15 protein-coding genes and 1 pseudogene are annotated in these 15,214 nt (G+C 38.9%); 15 read left to right on the plus strand and 1 reads right to left on the minus strand.

What is annotated here, in order from left to right; translation table 11 throughout:
* The first annotated feature begins 168 nt into the window (after window positions 1-168).
* From hisD to AC1W31_RS04625, 14 genes and pseudogenes are all read left to right on the plus strand, one after another.
* Complete coding sequence (gene hisD, locus AC1W31_RS04560; RefSeq protein WP_481733226.1) at window positions 169-1,446, plus strand: histidinol dehydrogenase; 1,278 nt, start codon at window positions 169-171, stop codon at window positions 1,444-1,446.
* Window positions 1,446-2,177 (plus strand): SDR family NAD(P)-dependent oxidoreductase, encoded by a 732-nt coding sequence (locus AC1W31_RS04565; RefSeq protein ID WP_481733227.1) that lies wholly within the window; start codon window positions 1,446-1,448, stop codon window positions 2,175-2,177. The genes hisD and AC1W31_RS04565 overlap by 1 nt, the downstream gene beginning before the upstream one ends.
* 12 nt (window positions 2,178-2,189) lie before the next feature.
* The gene (locus AC1W31_RS04570; protein WP_481733228.1) at window positions 2,190-2,474 is read left to right on the plus strand and encodes an antibiotic biosynthesis monooxygenase family protein; all 285 of its coding nucleotides are present in this window, start codon (window positions 2,190-2,192) and stop codon (window positions 2,472-2,474) included.
* 25 nt (window positions 2,475-2,499) lie between these two features.
* Entirely contained in the window at window positions 2,500-2,958 is a 459-nt protein-coding gene (locus tag AC1W31_RS04575; protein ID WP_481733229.1) for a hypothetical protein, read from the plus strand.
* 159 nt (window positions 2,959-3,117) lie between these two features.
* Window positions 3,118-3,804 (plus strand): annotated as a pseudogene (locus AC1W31_RS04580) (CoA transferase subunit A); the annotation flags it as partial.
* 21 nt (window positions 3,805-3,825) lie between these two features.
* Complete coding sequence (locus tag AC1W31_RS04585; RefSeq protein WP_481733260.1) at window positions 3,826-4,515, plus strand: 3-oxoacid CoA-transferase subunit B; 690 nt, start codon at window positions 3,826-3,828, stop codon at window positions 4,513-4,515.
* A gap of 12 nt (window positions 4,516-4,527) precedes the next feature.
* A complete protein-coding gene (locus tag AC1W31_RS04590) occupies window positions 4,528-5,019 on the plus strand; it encodes a cupin domain-containing protein (protein WP_481733230.1) in 492 nt (163 codons plus the stop codon).
* A gap of 118 nt (window positions 5,020-5,137) precedes the next feature.
* Window positions 5,138-5,908: an SDR family NAD(P)-dependent oxidoreductase gene (locus AC1W31_RS04595; protein WP_481733231.1), complete on the plus strand. Its 771-nt coding sequence runs from the start codon at window positions 5,138-5,140 to the stop codon at window positions 5,906-5,908.
* Complete coding sequence (locus tag AC1W31_RS04600; protein WP_481733232.1) at window positions 5,877-6,677, plus strand: SDR family NAD(P)-dependent oxidoreductase; 801 nt, start codon at window positions 5,877-5,879, stop codon at window positions 6,675-6,677. Before AC1W31_RS04595 ends, AC1W31_RS04600 begins: the two co-directional genes overlap by 32 nt.
* A gap of 110 nt (window positions 6,678-6,787) precedes the next feature.
* Window positions 6,788-7,774, plus strand: a complete 987-nt coding sequence (locus AC1W31_RS04605) for a VOC family protein (protein WP_481733233.1) — start codon at window positions 6,788-6,790, stop codon at window positions 7,772-7,774.
* Window positions 7,775-7,871: 97 nt separating this feature from the next.
* On the plus strand, window positions 7,872-8,987 hold the full coding sequence (locus AC1W31_RS04610) for an alpha/beta hydrolase family protein (RefSeq protein WP_481733234.1): 1,116 nt from the start codon (window positions 7,872-7,874) through the stop codon (window positions 8,985-8,987).
* A 26-nt stretch (window positions 8,988-9,013) separates the two neighbouring features.
* Window positions 9,014-10,150 carry an FAD-dependent monooxygenase gene (locus tag AC1W31_RS04615; RefSeq protein WP_481733235.1) on the plus strand — a complete coding sequence of 379 codons (1,137 nt, stop codon included), beginning with the start codon at window positions 9,014-9,016 and terminating at the stop codon, window positions 10,148-10,150.
* Window positions 10,151-10,252: 102 nt separating this feature from the next.
* The gene (locus AC1W31_RS04620; RefSeq protein WP_481733236.1) at window positions 10,253-11,206 is read left to right on the plus strand and encodes a fumarylacetoacetate hydrolase family protein; all 954 of its coding nucleotides are present in this window, start codon (window positions 10,253-10,255) and stop codon (window positions 11,204-11,206) included.
* Between the two features lie 12 nt (window positions 11,207-11,218).
* On the plus strand, window positions 11,219-11,974 hold the full coding sequence (locus AC1W31_RS04625) for a cyclase family protein (RefSeq protein WP_481733237.1): 756 nt from the start codon (window positions 11,219-11,221) through the stop codon (window positions 11,972-11,974).
* 379 nt (window positions 11,975-12,353) lie between these two features.
* Here AC1W31_RS04625 and AC1W31_RS04630 read toward each other — a convergent pair whose 3' ends face one another.
* Window positions 12,354-13,415 carry an alpha/beta fold hydrolase gene (locus AC1W31_RS04630; RefSeq protein ID WP_481733238.1) on the minus strand — a complete coding sequence of 354 codons (1,062 nt, stop codon included), beginning with the start codon at window positions 13,413-13,415 and terminating at the stop codon, window positions 12,354-12,356.
* Between the two features lie 843 nt (window positions 13,416-14,258).
* On the opposite strand from AC1W31_RS04630, the gene AC1W31_RS04635 reads away from it, so the two are divergent.
* Window positions 14,259-14,615 carry a SnoaL-like domain-containing protein gene (locus tag AC1W31_RS04635; protein WP_481733239.1) on the plus strand — a complete coding sequence of 119 codons (357 nt, stop codon included), beginning with the start codon at window positions 14,259-14,261 and terminating at the stop codon, window positions 14,613-14,615.
* Window positions 14,616-15,214 lie beyond the last annotated feature (599 nt).

Here is a 15,214-nt window from a genome sequence, read left to right on the forward strand (position 1 = left end):
CATTAACCATAATTTTATGAAAGAATTTCAAAATCATGAAAAATGGGAAAGCTTATAATTAAAAATGCTTTCAACATAAAATCAGCTGGATGTTGAAGATAATTACCCGCCAAAGAATCAATAATAATTTGGTTGAATTGTACATTGTTAGAAAAAATAGAATTAAAAATGATTACTCAAATAAAAAAAGGCATTACTTATGCCGAAAGCAAAGAAGCCGATTTGAAAGTACGGGCTTTGGTAGAAGAGATGTTGGACAATGTTACCCAAAATGGTGACAAAGCAGTCCGTCAATATTCGACAAAATTAGATAAATGGTCGCCCGAAAGTTTTAGAGTATCTTCGGAAGAAGCCGAAGCAATTATCGCAAGCTTACCGCAACAGGTAATTGACGATATAAAATTTGCGCAAACACAAATCCGAAATTTTGCCAAAATTCAACGTGAATCCATCAAAGATGTAGAAGTTGAAACTTTGCCAGGTGTATTTTTAGGGCATAAAAATATACCCGTAAATTCAGTTGGTTGTTACGTGCCAGGTGGTCGTTATCCAATGGTTGCATCCGCTCACATGAGTGTTTTGACGGCAAAAGTGGCGGGCGTAAAGCGGGTAATTGCCTGCACGCCACCCATTAACGGAGAAATTCCGAAGGCAACCATTGCGGCAATGTACTTGGCGGGTGCCGATGAGATGTATTTATTAGGCGGTGTTCAAGCAATTGCGATGATGGCTTTGGGAACTGAAACCGTGAAATCGGTGGATATGTTGGTTGGGCCGGGAAATGCGTATGTGGCAGAAGCCAAACGTCAATTATTCGGAAAAGTGGGGATTGATTTATTCGCTGGACCCACTGAAACGTTGGTTATTGCGGACGATACTTGCGATGTTGAAATGTGCGCAACCGACCTTTTGGGACAAGCCGAACATGGACCCACTTCACCAACTATTTTATTAACAACCAGTAAATCAATCGCTTTGGGTCTTGAAGATGAAATTCAAAAGCAATTAAAAGTATTGCCAACGGAGGATATTGCCAGTGTTTCTTGGCGTGATTACGGTCAGGTGATTTTGGTAGATACCGTAGAAGAATTAATTTCGGAAGCCGATAGAATTGCCAGCGAACACGTGCAAGTAATGACGGAAAACCCAAGAGAATTTTTGGAGAAAATGACCAATTACGGTGGATTATTCTTAGGTGCAAGAACCAACGTTGCTTTTGGTGATAAAGTAATTGGAACAAATCATACCTTGCCAACCAAAGAAGCGTCTCGCTACACGGGTGGTTTATGGGTTGGTAAATTCTTGAAAACTTGTACCTATCAAGAAATAAAAACCGATGAAGCCAGTGCCATGATTGGTGAATATTGTTCGAGATTATGTGCCATCGAAAACTTTGCGGGTCATCAAGAGCAAGCAGATTTGAGAGTGAGAAGATATAAAAAATAATGAGAACAGCTTTAATAACAGGAGGAGCGGGGGGCATTGGTTCGGCAATTTGTAGAAAATTTGCCGAATCGGGCTACTGCGTGATTATTACCTACAATTCGGATAGAACAAAAGCTGAAAAATTATTGGCTTCTTTACCCGAAGGGAATCATGCTATTTTTCAAGCCCCAACCACAAATCCCGAGAAGCTGAAAGCATTAACGGAATTTGTTGCGGAGAAATACGAAAAATTAGATGTTTTGGTCAATAATGCAGGCATCACTACGCCCGTGAAACACGATGATTTGGATGGACTGACGGATGAATGGATTGATAAAATTTTTCAAACTAATGTACGAGGAACTTTTGCCATGATTCGGGCGATGAAACCATTACTTGAAAATACTCAAAATTCTCTTGTCGTTAATATTTCATCAGTTGCCGCCATTTCTGGAATCGGTAGTAATGTTGCCTATTGTGCTTCAAAAGCCGCAGTTGACAGTATTACTCGTTCTTTGGCAAGGGCATTAGCGCCTAAAATACGAGTCGTTTCGGTTTCGCCAGGTTGGGTTTTGGGCGATTATACCCAAAATATTGACCCCGCATATTTACAAATACAAATTGATAAAACGCCTTTGGGACGTTTGGCAAGTGCAGAAGATGTGGCCAATACGGTCTTGGCTTTGGCAACGCATTTAACCTTTACCACGGGTTCAATTATCTCGGTTGATGGTGGAAGGCTTTTACTTTAATTTAAAACTAAAATGATTTTAGAACTCGCAACCATTGATATTAAAAAGGGGCAAAATGCCGAATTTGAATTGAATTTATCCCAAGCAAAGGCAGTAATAAGTCAAGCAAAAGGATTTCAAAGTATTGAGGTTCAACACTGCATCGAAGTAGAAAATCGGTACGTACTATTTATTGAGTGGGATACTTTGCAAGACCACACCGAAGGATTCAGAAACTCCGAACTCTTTACGCAATGGCGTGCTTTAATCGGCCCATTTTTTGAAAACCCACCTCTTGTGCAGCATTTCAAAAGGTAAAATCTCCCAAAACAATTATTTAAAAATGAAAAAATTCACGAAAGAAAATGCTATCATTTCAGGCATCGTCAACATTCCGATTAATGGATTAATTACTTATGTCGTGCTTTTGAAAGATAATTTTGTCAATTCGGAAGGCGAAACGCCCAATCTATTTTCGATTTTACTTCCTGCCGTTTTCTTTTCGATCATGATGACAACCGTCATTACCTTTTTTCTGCTCACTAAAAAACGAAAAAGCAGAGAAATTAATTTAGCCATCAATCCTCAAGTACAATGGTTTTTACCAAGTCTCAAATCAGGAGTAATAATAGGATTGGCTTTTGTAGTTGCTGTGATTTTATGGATAATAATTCTACAAATTTTTACTGAAAATTTCACCATTAGTAAAAACAACGCTGTTTTGTTGGCTGCAGTTGTTGGATGCGTGGTAGCTTTTTTATCCTCATTTTTAGCGACAAAAGAAGCCGCTAAAATTCAATAAAACGATTGAATGGTATTTTCTGAAGCCATCCATAAAAGTGATTTAGCATCTGCATTTTATACTCAATTACTCCAGTCAAAATATCGTTCAGCCAAGGGAATTGCGTTAATAAAAGCTATATTTGGGAAACAATAATTTCCAAAAATCTCTCCAAAAAACATGATAAATAAAGTAGTAAAAGATGCAAAAGGTGCAGTAGCCGATATTCCAGATGGAGCAATTCTTATGTTGGGAGGCTTTGGGCTTTGCGGAATTCCCGAAAATTCGATTGCCGCTTTGATTGAAAGCGGTATTAAAAACCTCACTTGTATTTCTAACAATGCGGGCGTGGACGATTTTGGCATTGGTTTGATGTTAAAAACTCGTCAAGTCAAAAAAATGATTTCGTCTTACGTGGGTGAAAATAAAGAATTTGAACGCCAACTATTATCGGGTGAATTAGAAGTTGAATTAATCCCACAAGGCACCCTCGCCGAACGTATTCGGGCGGGTGGAGCGGGAATTCCTGCATTTTTCACACCCGCAGGCATCGGAACGGAAGTGGCAGAAGGCAAAGAGATAAGAGAATTTAATGGCAAAAAATACTTATTAGAAAGCTGGCTCAAAGCTGATTTTTCCATCATAAAAGCATGGAAAGGTGATCCTTCTGGCAATTTGGTATTCAAGGGAACGGCTCGAAACTTTAATCCGATGATGGCAGCGGCAGGTAAAATTTGCATTGCCGAAGTTGAAGAATTAGTCGCCATTGGAGAACTCGACCCCAATGAAATTCATGTTTCTGGAATTTATGTACAGCGAATTTTTGAAGGAAAAAATTACGAAAAACGGATTGAGCAAAGAACAGTCAGTTTGCAGAAAAATGCAGAATTGTCTGATAATCAATATTTTGAAAATGGAAAAGGCCTGACAAAATTTGGTATTGCCAAACGTATTTCGCAAGAATTAAGAGACGGAATCTACGTAAACTTAGGTATCGGTATTCCTACATTGGTTGCCAATTACATCCCCGAAACCATCAATGTTGTCCTCCAATCCGAAAATGGTTTATTGGGAATCGGAGCATTTCCAACCGAAGAAAATGTGGATGCTGATTTGATAAATGCAGGCAAACAAACCGTAACCATGCAAGCTGGTTCATCCCTGTTTAGTTCTGCGGAAAGTTTTGCGATGATTAGGGGTGAACACGTGGATTTGACTATTTTGGGAGCCATGGAAGTTTCCGAAAACGGGGATATTGCCAATTGGAAAATCCCGAACAAAATGGTAAAAGGTATGGGTGGAGCAATGGATTTGGTCGCATCTGCCAAAAATATTATCGTCGCAATGCAGCACGTCAGCAAAGATGGCAAGTCTAAGTTGCTTACAACCTGCACTTTACCCATAACGGGCATCAACTGCGTAAAGAAAATCGTAACCGAATTGGCAGTTTTAGAAGTGCTGCCCGAAGGTGGTTTTAAATTATTGGAAACTGCCCCAGGCATTACCGTTGAGGATGTAAAAAAGGCTACCGAAGGGAAATTAATCATTGAAGGAGAGATTCTTGAAATGAAATTTTAATAGAAATTAATCATGATGAATAATCAAATTAGAAGAGTTGTAACGGGTCATTCAAAAGAAGGAATTGCTACTGTTTCAATGGATGAATCTTTTGAAACAGTTGTGATTCCGTCGGGAGATGCAGCCATGACAACGATATGGACAACCGCCACAGTACCAGCCGATTGCAACGACGAAACCGATGGAAGAACACGAGATGCAGGAACAACGCTAAACGGTGGTTCAGTAATTCGGGTGGTTGATATGTTGCCAAATGCCTCATCACCCATGCACCGCACCGGTAGCATTGATTATGGCATTGTGATGAGTGGTACGATTGAATTGGAATTGGAAAATCAAGAAATTAAAACGCTTACCCAAGGGGATATTATTGTTCAAAGGGGTACAATTCACCGATGGAAAAACCCAAGCAGTACGGAAATTTGTCGAATTGTGTTTGTCCTGATAGACGCAAAACCTTATCTATTAAATGGAGTGCCTTTGGATGAAGTAATGATGCATTAGATTTTTAATTGGGCGGCACTACGCTTACGATTTATGTGATTTCAGATTTTATCTCACACTCCACAAATCGTAAGCGTAGTGCCGCCCAATCTAAAATCGGATAAATCGCAAATATTTTATGAAAGAACTTTTTAGTTTAGCAAATAAAATCGCTCTAATCGCAGGTTCAACTTCGGGCATGGGCAAAGCAATTGCCGAAGCAATGGGGCAGCACGGAGCAACCGTAATTATTTCGAGTAACGATAATCTGGCTTGCGAGCTTGTATTGGCAGAATTTCAAGCAAAAGGGATCAAAACCTTTGCCATCCCTTGCGATGTTTCCAAGAAAGAAGATATTGAAAATCTTTACCATAATGCTATTGAAAAAGTAGGCAAAATTGACATTTTAGTAAGTTGTGTTGGTTTGGGAAAGGTCGGTTCATTGCTGGAAATCAATAGTGAAAGTTTTGAAAAAACCATGCAAATTAATCTCCAATCTGCCATTTATTTGACCAAATTAGTCATCCCAAAAATGGTTGAACAGAAAGAAGGCGTGCTTATTTATTTGGCGAGTATTGCCAGTGTGAGAGGAAATAAAAGTCTGGGTTTATACGGAATTTCAAAAGCCGGATTGGCACAATTAGCCCGCAATATTGCCGTGGAATTTGGTCCAAATAATATCCGAGCCAATACTATTTCACCAGGGATGATTGATACGCCTTTTTCTGAATCACTGATGGCAAACGATGCTTTTATGGAAAAAAGAATGGCCCTTACACCCCTTCGCAGAGTGGGAACGGTTGAAGAAATTGCGGGTATTGCGGTAATGCTTGCTTCAAAAGCAGGAGGATTTATAACAGGACAAAATATTATTGTTGATGGTGGAACAACCATCAGCGATGGCAATTGATATGAAAAAATTTGAAAATAAGATATGCTTAGTCACGGGTGCGGGCTCTGGCATTGGCAAAGCAACAGCCCTTTCGTTTGCCCGTGAAGGTGGAAAAGTAGTCGTTTGTGATGTAAACGAAAGTAATATAAAAATCACAATCGATGAAATCATCCAATTGGGTGGCGAAGCTATCGGTTTGGTGGTAAACATTGCCAATCGGGAAGAAGTCGAAAATATGGTAAATCAAACGGTAGCACATTTTGGCCGATTGGATTGTGCTGTCAATTGTGCAGGAGTTGCTGGCCCCATTTCAAAAAAAATCCATGAATATCCAGAAGAATTTTGGCATCAACAAATCAATATCAACCTCACTGGCACTTGGTATTGCTTAAAATATCAAATTACCCAAATGTTGAAAAATGGAGGGGGGAATATCGTTAATCTTTCATCGGCGGCGGGTTTGATTGCCCAACCCGAAAACTCACCTTATGCGGCTTCAAAGCATGGTGTAGTAGGTTTGACGGCTACGGCTGCTCGAGAATATGCCACGGATAATATTCGTGTAAACGCAATATGTCCAACCGCCATCGAAACCCCAATGATTATGGAAGGGCGAAGAAAATTATCACAGAATCCCGAAGCACTTCAACAAGCCATCAATTTTCAGGCGATGAAACGTATGGGGACTCCACAAGAGGTTGCCGATATTGTTCTTTGGCTTTGTTCAGACCAATCAAGTTTTGTAACGGGAAGCTCGATTAAAGCCGATGGAGGAGCATTGACATAAATGGATTGATTTTGAATGGTAATAGATTAAAACTGATTAAAATATCAATAAAAGTTAACTTATTTTTGTATTATAAATTAAAGGAATAATTCAATAAAATTTTACATAAAATGGCAAAAAATCCTCACTACTTATCTCAAATGGCACACGTTGAGTTATTAAGTACCAATTTGAGTGAAACTGTTCGGTTTTATACCGAAATGGTGGGCATGGACGAAACAGGTCGAGATGACAATTCTGTCTATCTAAGAGCTTGGGGAGACTATTTTTTATATACCCTCAAAATCACACAATCTGATAAAAAAGGCTTGGGAACAGTTGGCTGGCGTGCTGATAGTGCCGAAGCGCTCAACGACTGTGTGGCTTACTTAGAAAGCACTGGCAATGGGATTGGTTGGGTAGAAGCTGATAAAGGTAGAGGAAAAGCCTACCGTTTCAAAACCACCGAAGGGATTACTCACGAAATTTTTTGGGATGTAACTTGGTTGCGTGAAACGGGTGAAAAAGGTAGCAAATTTGTTGACCGTTACGCAAGCAATCGCCGCAAAGGAGCTTGTCCACGCCGTTTCGACCATATTACTTACTTGGTAGCCAAGGGAAGTTATGCCTTTAACGAAAAACCTTTTTGGCAAGGAATGGGCTTGAAAAATCCCGATGAAATTAGAATGGAAGACCATATTCCTGCGATTGGTGGACTTTGGACAATTGGTAATCTTTCACACGATATTGCCATATTCTCAGACCCTAATTTAGCAGAAGGACAGGGGATATTAAATCATATTTGTTATAATGTTGACAGTCGTGAAGAGGTACTTTTGGCTTTAGATTGGTTTGTTGAAAATGGTTATACCAGCGTTTGGGGAGCGCCAACTCGTCATAAAGCCGATGAAGGTTTCTTCTTTTATATCATGGAACCACACACTGGGATTTTATTAGAAATTTATGCCTGTGCCAGACTAATTTTTGCTCCTGATCACGGCCCAGATATACATTATTTAAAAGACAATCCAAATGATGCTTGGGGACTTACCAATCCGTTTGCCGAAGCGGCAAAAAGTGGGAAAGTAGGCGGTATCGTTAAACCAGTGGATATTTAATTGATTTACGATTTGTTGAATGACGATTTACGATTTTGTAATGTCATTCGACAATCCTCGAAATTAGTAAATCATAAATCATAAATCCAAAATCAAAATGTGGCATTTTTATCCTGGGCAATATATGCCCTCCTATCAAGTAAATAGAGCATTGAGCCAAGCCCATTATGGCGGTGGCGAGTTTGCTGAAATTATAGAAGTTGCACAAAAAATTGACCCTGAAAACAGGGAAAGTTTTAATATTGCATGGCTCGAAAAAGGGAATCAAGTTTTTGGTTGGGCAGAAGATTTTGAGAAAAATAATGCACCCGTATCTGCACGTCGCACCTATCTGAGAGCATTTAATTATTTGCGTACTGCCGAGTTTTTTATGAATCTGCAAGACGATAGAAAACTTGAAACATACACAAAAGCACGTGAAGCGTTCATAAGAGCAATAAAATATTTCGACGAAAAACCGCTTCAAATCGAAGTTGCTTTTGAAAATTCTTTCTTACCAGGATATTTATTCAAACCAAAAGGAATTAAAAATCCACCTGTAATGGTAATGTTTGGTGGACTCGACAGCCTTGCAGAAGAACTCTATTTTGGTATCGGAAATCATTTAAATGAAAGGGGAATCGCACTTTTAGCAATTGATGGCCCTGGTCAGGGAGCGGCTTTGCGTTTAAATCATATCCATTCTCGCCATGATTACAATGTTGCAGGTACGGCAGTGTATGAATATGTAGTAGAAAACTTAAAAGATGAAGTTGATACCACACGCATCGGTATAGCTGGGGTATCAATGGGTGGATACATGGCGGCACGTTGTGCGGCATTTGAGCCTCGTTTTAAGGTTTGTATGATTTATGGTGCGGTTTGGTCTTACTATGCGGTTTGGGCTGGACGTAACGGAAAGCATCCTTTGGCAGAAATCGTCATGCACATTATGGATGCCAATAGTTATGAAGAGGTTTTAGAGAAATTAAAAGGATTTACACTCGAAAATGGTGTTGCTGAAAAAATATCGATGCCTACTTACATTATGCACGGTGGAGACGATAAACAGAATTTTGTAGAACACGCCATCTCGCTCGAAAAGCATTTGACCTGTGAACACAAAATGAAAATCGTACTATCAGGCGAAAGCGGTGCCCAGCATTGTCAAGTAGATGACTTTATGCCAACCTTGGATATGTATGATTGGATAGCAGAAAAAATAAAAGCATAATCATTTAATATTGAACCCTATATAAAATGAGTAACGTAAAAAAAGTCTTAGTTGTTGGAGCTGGTATTGGCGGACAATCTGCTGCTATTGGTTTAAAAAAGGCAGGTTTTGAAGTCGATATTATAGAACTCCATAAAGAATTTAATGTGTATGGAGTAGGCATCATCCAGCAAGCAAATGCCCTTAGAGCCTTAGATGCTATTGGGGTAGCCGATGAAGCAATGCGTAGAGGTTCGCCTTACGGAAAAGTAAAATTATGTTTGCCACACGGTGTTCAAATCGGAGAAGCAGGAACGCCTCCAATCGGTAGATTTCCAAGTCATAATGGTATTTCTCGACGAATTTTGCACGATGTTTTATTTGATGAAGCACAGAAAATTGGCTTAAAATACCGTATGGGTGTATCCGTTGAAACCATTGATAATCAACCTGATACAGTAAATGTAACGTTTACAGATGGCACAATGGGTAGCTATGATATTGTGATTGCAGCTGATGGGGCAAATTCAAAAGTAAGAAATCTTATTTTTGGCGAATTTAAATCCACTTATGTTGGTTTGTCGGTTTGGCGTTATGCCTTCAAACGCCCAGCAAACTTAGATACTGGCTATATATTTTTCAATAAAAAACATAAAATTGGAATCATTCCGATGACAACTGATTTGTGCTACATTTTTTTAAACTCTGCCGAAGGAGATAATCCAATCATTCCAGAAGACCAGTTGGTTGAAAAATTAAAAAGTTATATGTCGGCTTATCCTGTACCTCTCATTCAGGAGCTAATATCACAAGTAACCGATGCTAAATTGGTCAATTATCGAGCATTAGAAACCCTCAAAATGCCTGCACCTTGGTACAAAAATCGAGTCGTAGTTTTGGGAGATGCTGCCCACACTACCATTCCACAATTAGGGTCGGGGGCTGCCTTAGCCATCGAAGATGCAGTTGTGTTGATAGAAGAATTGCAAAAAGAAGGAGAAGTTGACGAAGTTTTTGATAGTTACATGAAACGCCGTTATGACCGTTGCATGATGGTTGTTGATGTTTCGGAAACTTTAGGTGCTTGGGAATTACTCGAATATAATGGTCAACCATTACCCGAAGGTGCAAACATGGGTATGCTCATGGGCAAAACTGGAATGGCATTGACGGCAGAAATATAATAATCATTTGCGATTTTTGATTTATGAATGTTAGTATAACTTATGTAAATCGTAATCGGAGTGTCGCCCAATCGTAAATCAATTTAATCGTAAATCGAAAACATGAAATTAGTTACGTTCAAAAATACAAAAGGCGAAAGTCGCACAGGTTGGCTTCAAGGCGAAGGCGTTGTGGATATGAATTTGGCAAGCTTAAAATTACCGACTGATATGCTCACGTTTATTGATAATCACGAAGAAAATTTTGCGATAATCAAGGCTTTGGGCGATGTACAGCCACATTATCAAACCGCTGAAATCCAATTGCTTGCACCTTTACCCAACCCCCGAAGTTTCAGAGATTACATTGGTTTTGAAATGCACATGTTGAATGCTTCAAAATCTTTTGGGCATACCATTGGGCAAGAATGGTATGAAATGCCCATCTTTTACTTTACCAATCACCAAGCGATTTATGGCCCAGAAGACGAAATAAAACGTCCCGTAGGAGAAGCAAAATTGGATATTGAGTTAGAAATGGCTTGTATTATCGGCAAAAAAGGGAAGGATATCAAAGCGGACGAAGCCCAGAATTATATTTTTGGCTACACCATCTTCAACGATTGGACAGCAAGAGCTATTCAAAGACGTGAAATGATGATTCCACTTGGGCCGCATAAAGGGAAAGATTTTGCCAATTCCATCGGGCCTTGTATTGTAACAGCGGATGAAATGGAACAATATCTTTGTGCGTTTTCAGATGATTTTTTTGAATCACCTTTGCAAGTTCCAACGTATCGAGGAAATAGATTTGATGTAAAAATGACCTCTCGAATCAACGGAGAAACCATTTGTGAAGGAAATTATAAAACTGCATTTTACAATTTCGGTCAAATGATTGAGCGTGCTTCTGAAAATAATGTAACGCTTATGCCAGGCGATATATTAGGTTCTGGAACCGTGGGTTGGGGTAGTTTAATTGAGAATAATTTCACCGTTCATCGTCCGCTCGAACCTGGTGATGTGGTGGAATTGGAAATTGAAGGAATTGGCATTTTGAGAAACACAGTCGTTTAAAACTAAATTCAAATGAAAATAATAGATATTTCAGTAACCATTTCCGAAGAAATTAAAGAACCAATGTCCACCAAAATAGAATATGAAGGACATAAAGATGGCGCAAAAAAAATAGGAGCCATGCTTTTTGGGGGCATGACCGATTGTTTTATTAATGATAATGGACCCGCTGGTGAAGTTTTGACCGTTACTTCTCATTGCGGAACGCACGTGGATGCACCCTATCATTATTATCCGACTTGCGAGGGAAAACCCGCAAGAACGATTGACGAAATGCCTTTGGATTGGTTTTTCCACGATGGCGTTGTGCTTGATTTTACGGATAAACCCGATGGCTATATGTTTGAGCCAGAGGACTTAATTGGAAAATTGGCGGCTATCAATTATACTTTAAAACCCTTTGACATTGTACTGATTCGTTGCGATGCAGACAAGCGTTTGCACGACCCTGAATTTGTAAAAATCCACGTAGGCTCATCGGCAAAAGCAACGCATTGGTTGATTGACCAAGGCATAAAAGTAATGGGAACCGACGGTTGGGGATGGGATATTCCATTACATATTCAGGCGGCAGATTACAAAGCAAACCCAAGACCAGGTGTAATTTGGCAAGCGCATTATGTAGGAATTGAAAAGGAATATTGCCAAATCGAAAAATTAGCAAATCTTGACCAATTACCTCCTTATGGCTTTAAAGTGGCTTGTTTCCCTGCCAAAATTAAGGGAGCAAGTGCAGGTTGGACTCGGGCGGTTGCCATCATTGAATAAAGTTATTAATGTTACTTTGACATAGTTTCAAAGCGGGAATTTGAAGTAACAAGGATTTTCTGTTCAAAATAATAATTCTTGTTATGTTAAACATTTTATTGAGAAACTATGATCAATATAATGGGCTTCTTGTTCAGAAATTTCAGGAAATTGGAAATGATCTATGGCTGAGAAAGGTGTTTGTAATTAAAGAAAAGTGGATAGGAATATTAAAAGTGAATCATGACTTCTTCTCCAAAGCCTTAAACAGGATTTATAGGATATAACCATCAAGAAACAGCCTCACTTAGGGACTATGTGTCTATAAATGAGGCTGTTTAACTGGAGTATATACTTGCTCATAAAATCGCAACTAAACAAAATCCAACTATTTTGAAACCTAACGCTTCAAAAAGTCCCCAATGGTTTCATTCAAAAATTTATTATCCTCAGGGTTACTCGCTGCACCCGCAGTATGCCCCCATAAGGACGGAATCGGTTTAAAAGTAACATCTTTAATAAATTTTGCTTCGTAAGTCGCATCGCCAATGGGAAAATACAAGTCCGTGGTAGAAGGCATATATAAGAAAGGCACTTTGATAGAACGTAATGCCGCTTCAACATCACCCTCAAAGCCCTTGGTATCACCAACGTTATGATATTCCCAGCTACGCATCTGTAAAATTAAATTATTAGCATCGGCACCTGAAATAAAATTGGTTCGATAATTATGTAGCACTTGTTCAAAAGTAGTTCCAGGTTTAGCACGTACCCGCCATAATTCTTTACGCCACCACTCCTGTGAGTATAGCCAGGCCGTCCATACAACGCTAAATGCCTCGATTCCTTTAACTGGTGGAGTATTATAGTCTCCATTATTGAAAGTCCCGTCAGCGGTAAGTGCCGCAATCTGCCCCTCTAACCGAACCACGCCGTGTCCATAAGTTTTTGCAGTACCAGCAGTGGCTACAATTCGGTCAGCAAAATTTGGGTAGCTAACCGCCCATTGAAAGGCCTGTTGTGCACCCATCGAAAAACCGATGATTGCCTGAAGGTGGGAAATCTTTAAATCTTCCATCAGTAAACGGTGTACCGCTTCTACGTTGTCACGTATCTTCATAAGTGGAAAACGTGGACCATGAAATGGTTCAGGGGTATTACTTGGCGAAGAAGAATGTCCGTTACCGAAAAGCTCCGTCGTTACCAAGAATAATTTGCTCGTGTCAAGTGTTTTACCCGGACCAATCAGCCATTCGTAGCCATGTCGGTCAGCCATGTAGTGGGATGGCAATAATACCGCATTGCTATGTGAAGCATTCAGATGTCCGTAAGTACCGTAAATAATATGAGCTTCGGGTAAAACAATACCATCTTCATTGGTAAAGTTTTTAATCAAAAAATCGTGCCTCGGTACTTTGTCAACAGGTGACGTATTCTGTGCAAATACCTGTTGCGATAACAATAAACATATTAAAATATTTTTCATTCAGAAATGTTTTAAAGCTAATTAGAATTCGCTATTGTTGGTAAACCACTTACTTACTGCACCATACTAAGAAGTACCTGTTTTAGTTTGTGCTTTTTTGTTTTCACTATTGATTTTAAAATAACTTGCCTTTTGATAAATAAACGCCTACTCATTAGAACTTTTGTGCCAAAAACAAGAATGGGTGTAAACTCCTAATTCTTGAACAGAATTTTCGGTTTTAAGTTTGAATATTTTATACTTTTATTTAGTTGCACCTATAATTCTGAAAGGTACTTTTAGACTCCCCATCTACCGAAAATTGACTTTTAATTTTTGGATTTCTTCCGAGAATCTACTTACTTTACGAGACGCTTTGGCAAGCAAAGTATGCTGTCCAATTTGATCGGCTGGCATTTTTTAGTCAAGACGTTTTGTTGTTTATGTACAAACTAAAATATACTAATTAATAAGCACAAATATCTCACTGCCAGATAGTTAAAGAGCGATTAGCTATCGAAAAATTTATTCAACATAAGGTTTGGCATTATTGGCGCTTGACGAATATTGCCTCAACATTTGTTCAATATTGTGCTTCAGTTCGGGCTTGACGTTATAAATTTAACTTATGAATAAAACATCAGCAACATTGCCATCATCAACTTCAGCTATCGGCTGACGGAATTCTAATTCCCCAACATCGTCAAGCCTTTTTCGTTGGCTACAAGCCTATAACGACATGGTGGACAAAGAGAATTTTAATAATGAAATAATACGGTAAAAGAATTAAATTAGGGCTATAGATTTTATATTTAAACTTTTAACTAAAAAATAAATAAGATGACAACAACAGAAGTAGCTAACAAATTGGTAGAACTTTGTCGCCACGGAAAAATTGACAAAGTGCAAGAAACATTATTTGCGGACAATGCACAAAGCATAGAAGCAAACGAGATGATGGGACCTAAAGTCGTAACAGGCTTAGATGCCATAAAAGCAAAATCAATTGCTTTTCAGTCAGGTGTAGAAGAATTTCACAGTGCTACAATTTCTGACCCAATTGTAGGCGGAAACAGTTTTGCTATTACTTGGACTATGGATGCGACCTTTAAAGGACGTGGAAGAATGACAATTGAAGAAGTATGTGTTTATCAAGTTAAAGAGGGCAAAATAACCTTGGAGCAGTTCTTTTACTAATCTTTAATGACTCACAATCAAACAAGTCCAAGAATAAACCTTAACTTATTCTTGGACTTGTTTTCGCCTTTGTTGGTGTTCCCCCTTTCCTTCGCCGTTGTTCGAGTTTACTCTGGGACGCATGTCAGTCAAACAACACTTGCGGAAGCACGCTTTGGAGAAAGCGTTCTAAGTTTCATAAAATCAGCAAAAAAGCCGTTGAGAGCATATCAGCGATTTTTAGTTCCCACCTGCCATTAAAGGATGACCAACAGTTATTTGAATATGTTGAGGGCTTAGTTAGTGATTTCATTGTTAGAGTCAAATCCAATTGAAACTCAAACGAATTCGTCTTTGATGAAAAAAAGAAACCTCAATATATTAAACTCATAAATAACACTCTTGAAGAGAGCCAAGAATGAATTATGGAGAAATTTGTGTGGAAAAATAAAGTTTTCCAACAGGCTAAAATGACCGTGACTTTGGGTAAATTAACCCTTAAAAATAAGATTTATTCAGCAGTCTAAATTCAAGTAATTGACCGAGAAAAAACCCTATTTTAAAGAACAAATGTTGCTGATTACCAACGAATTGGTCGACAGTGTTGAATCCACTTTTGA

It is taken from the genome of Arcicella sp. (assembly GCF_964672035.1).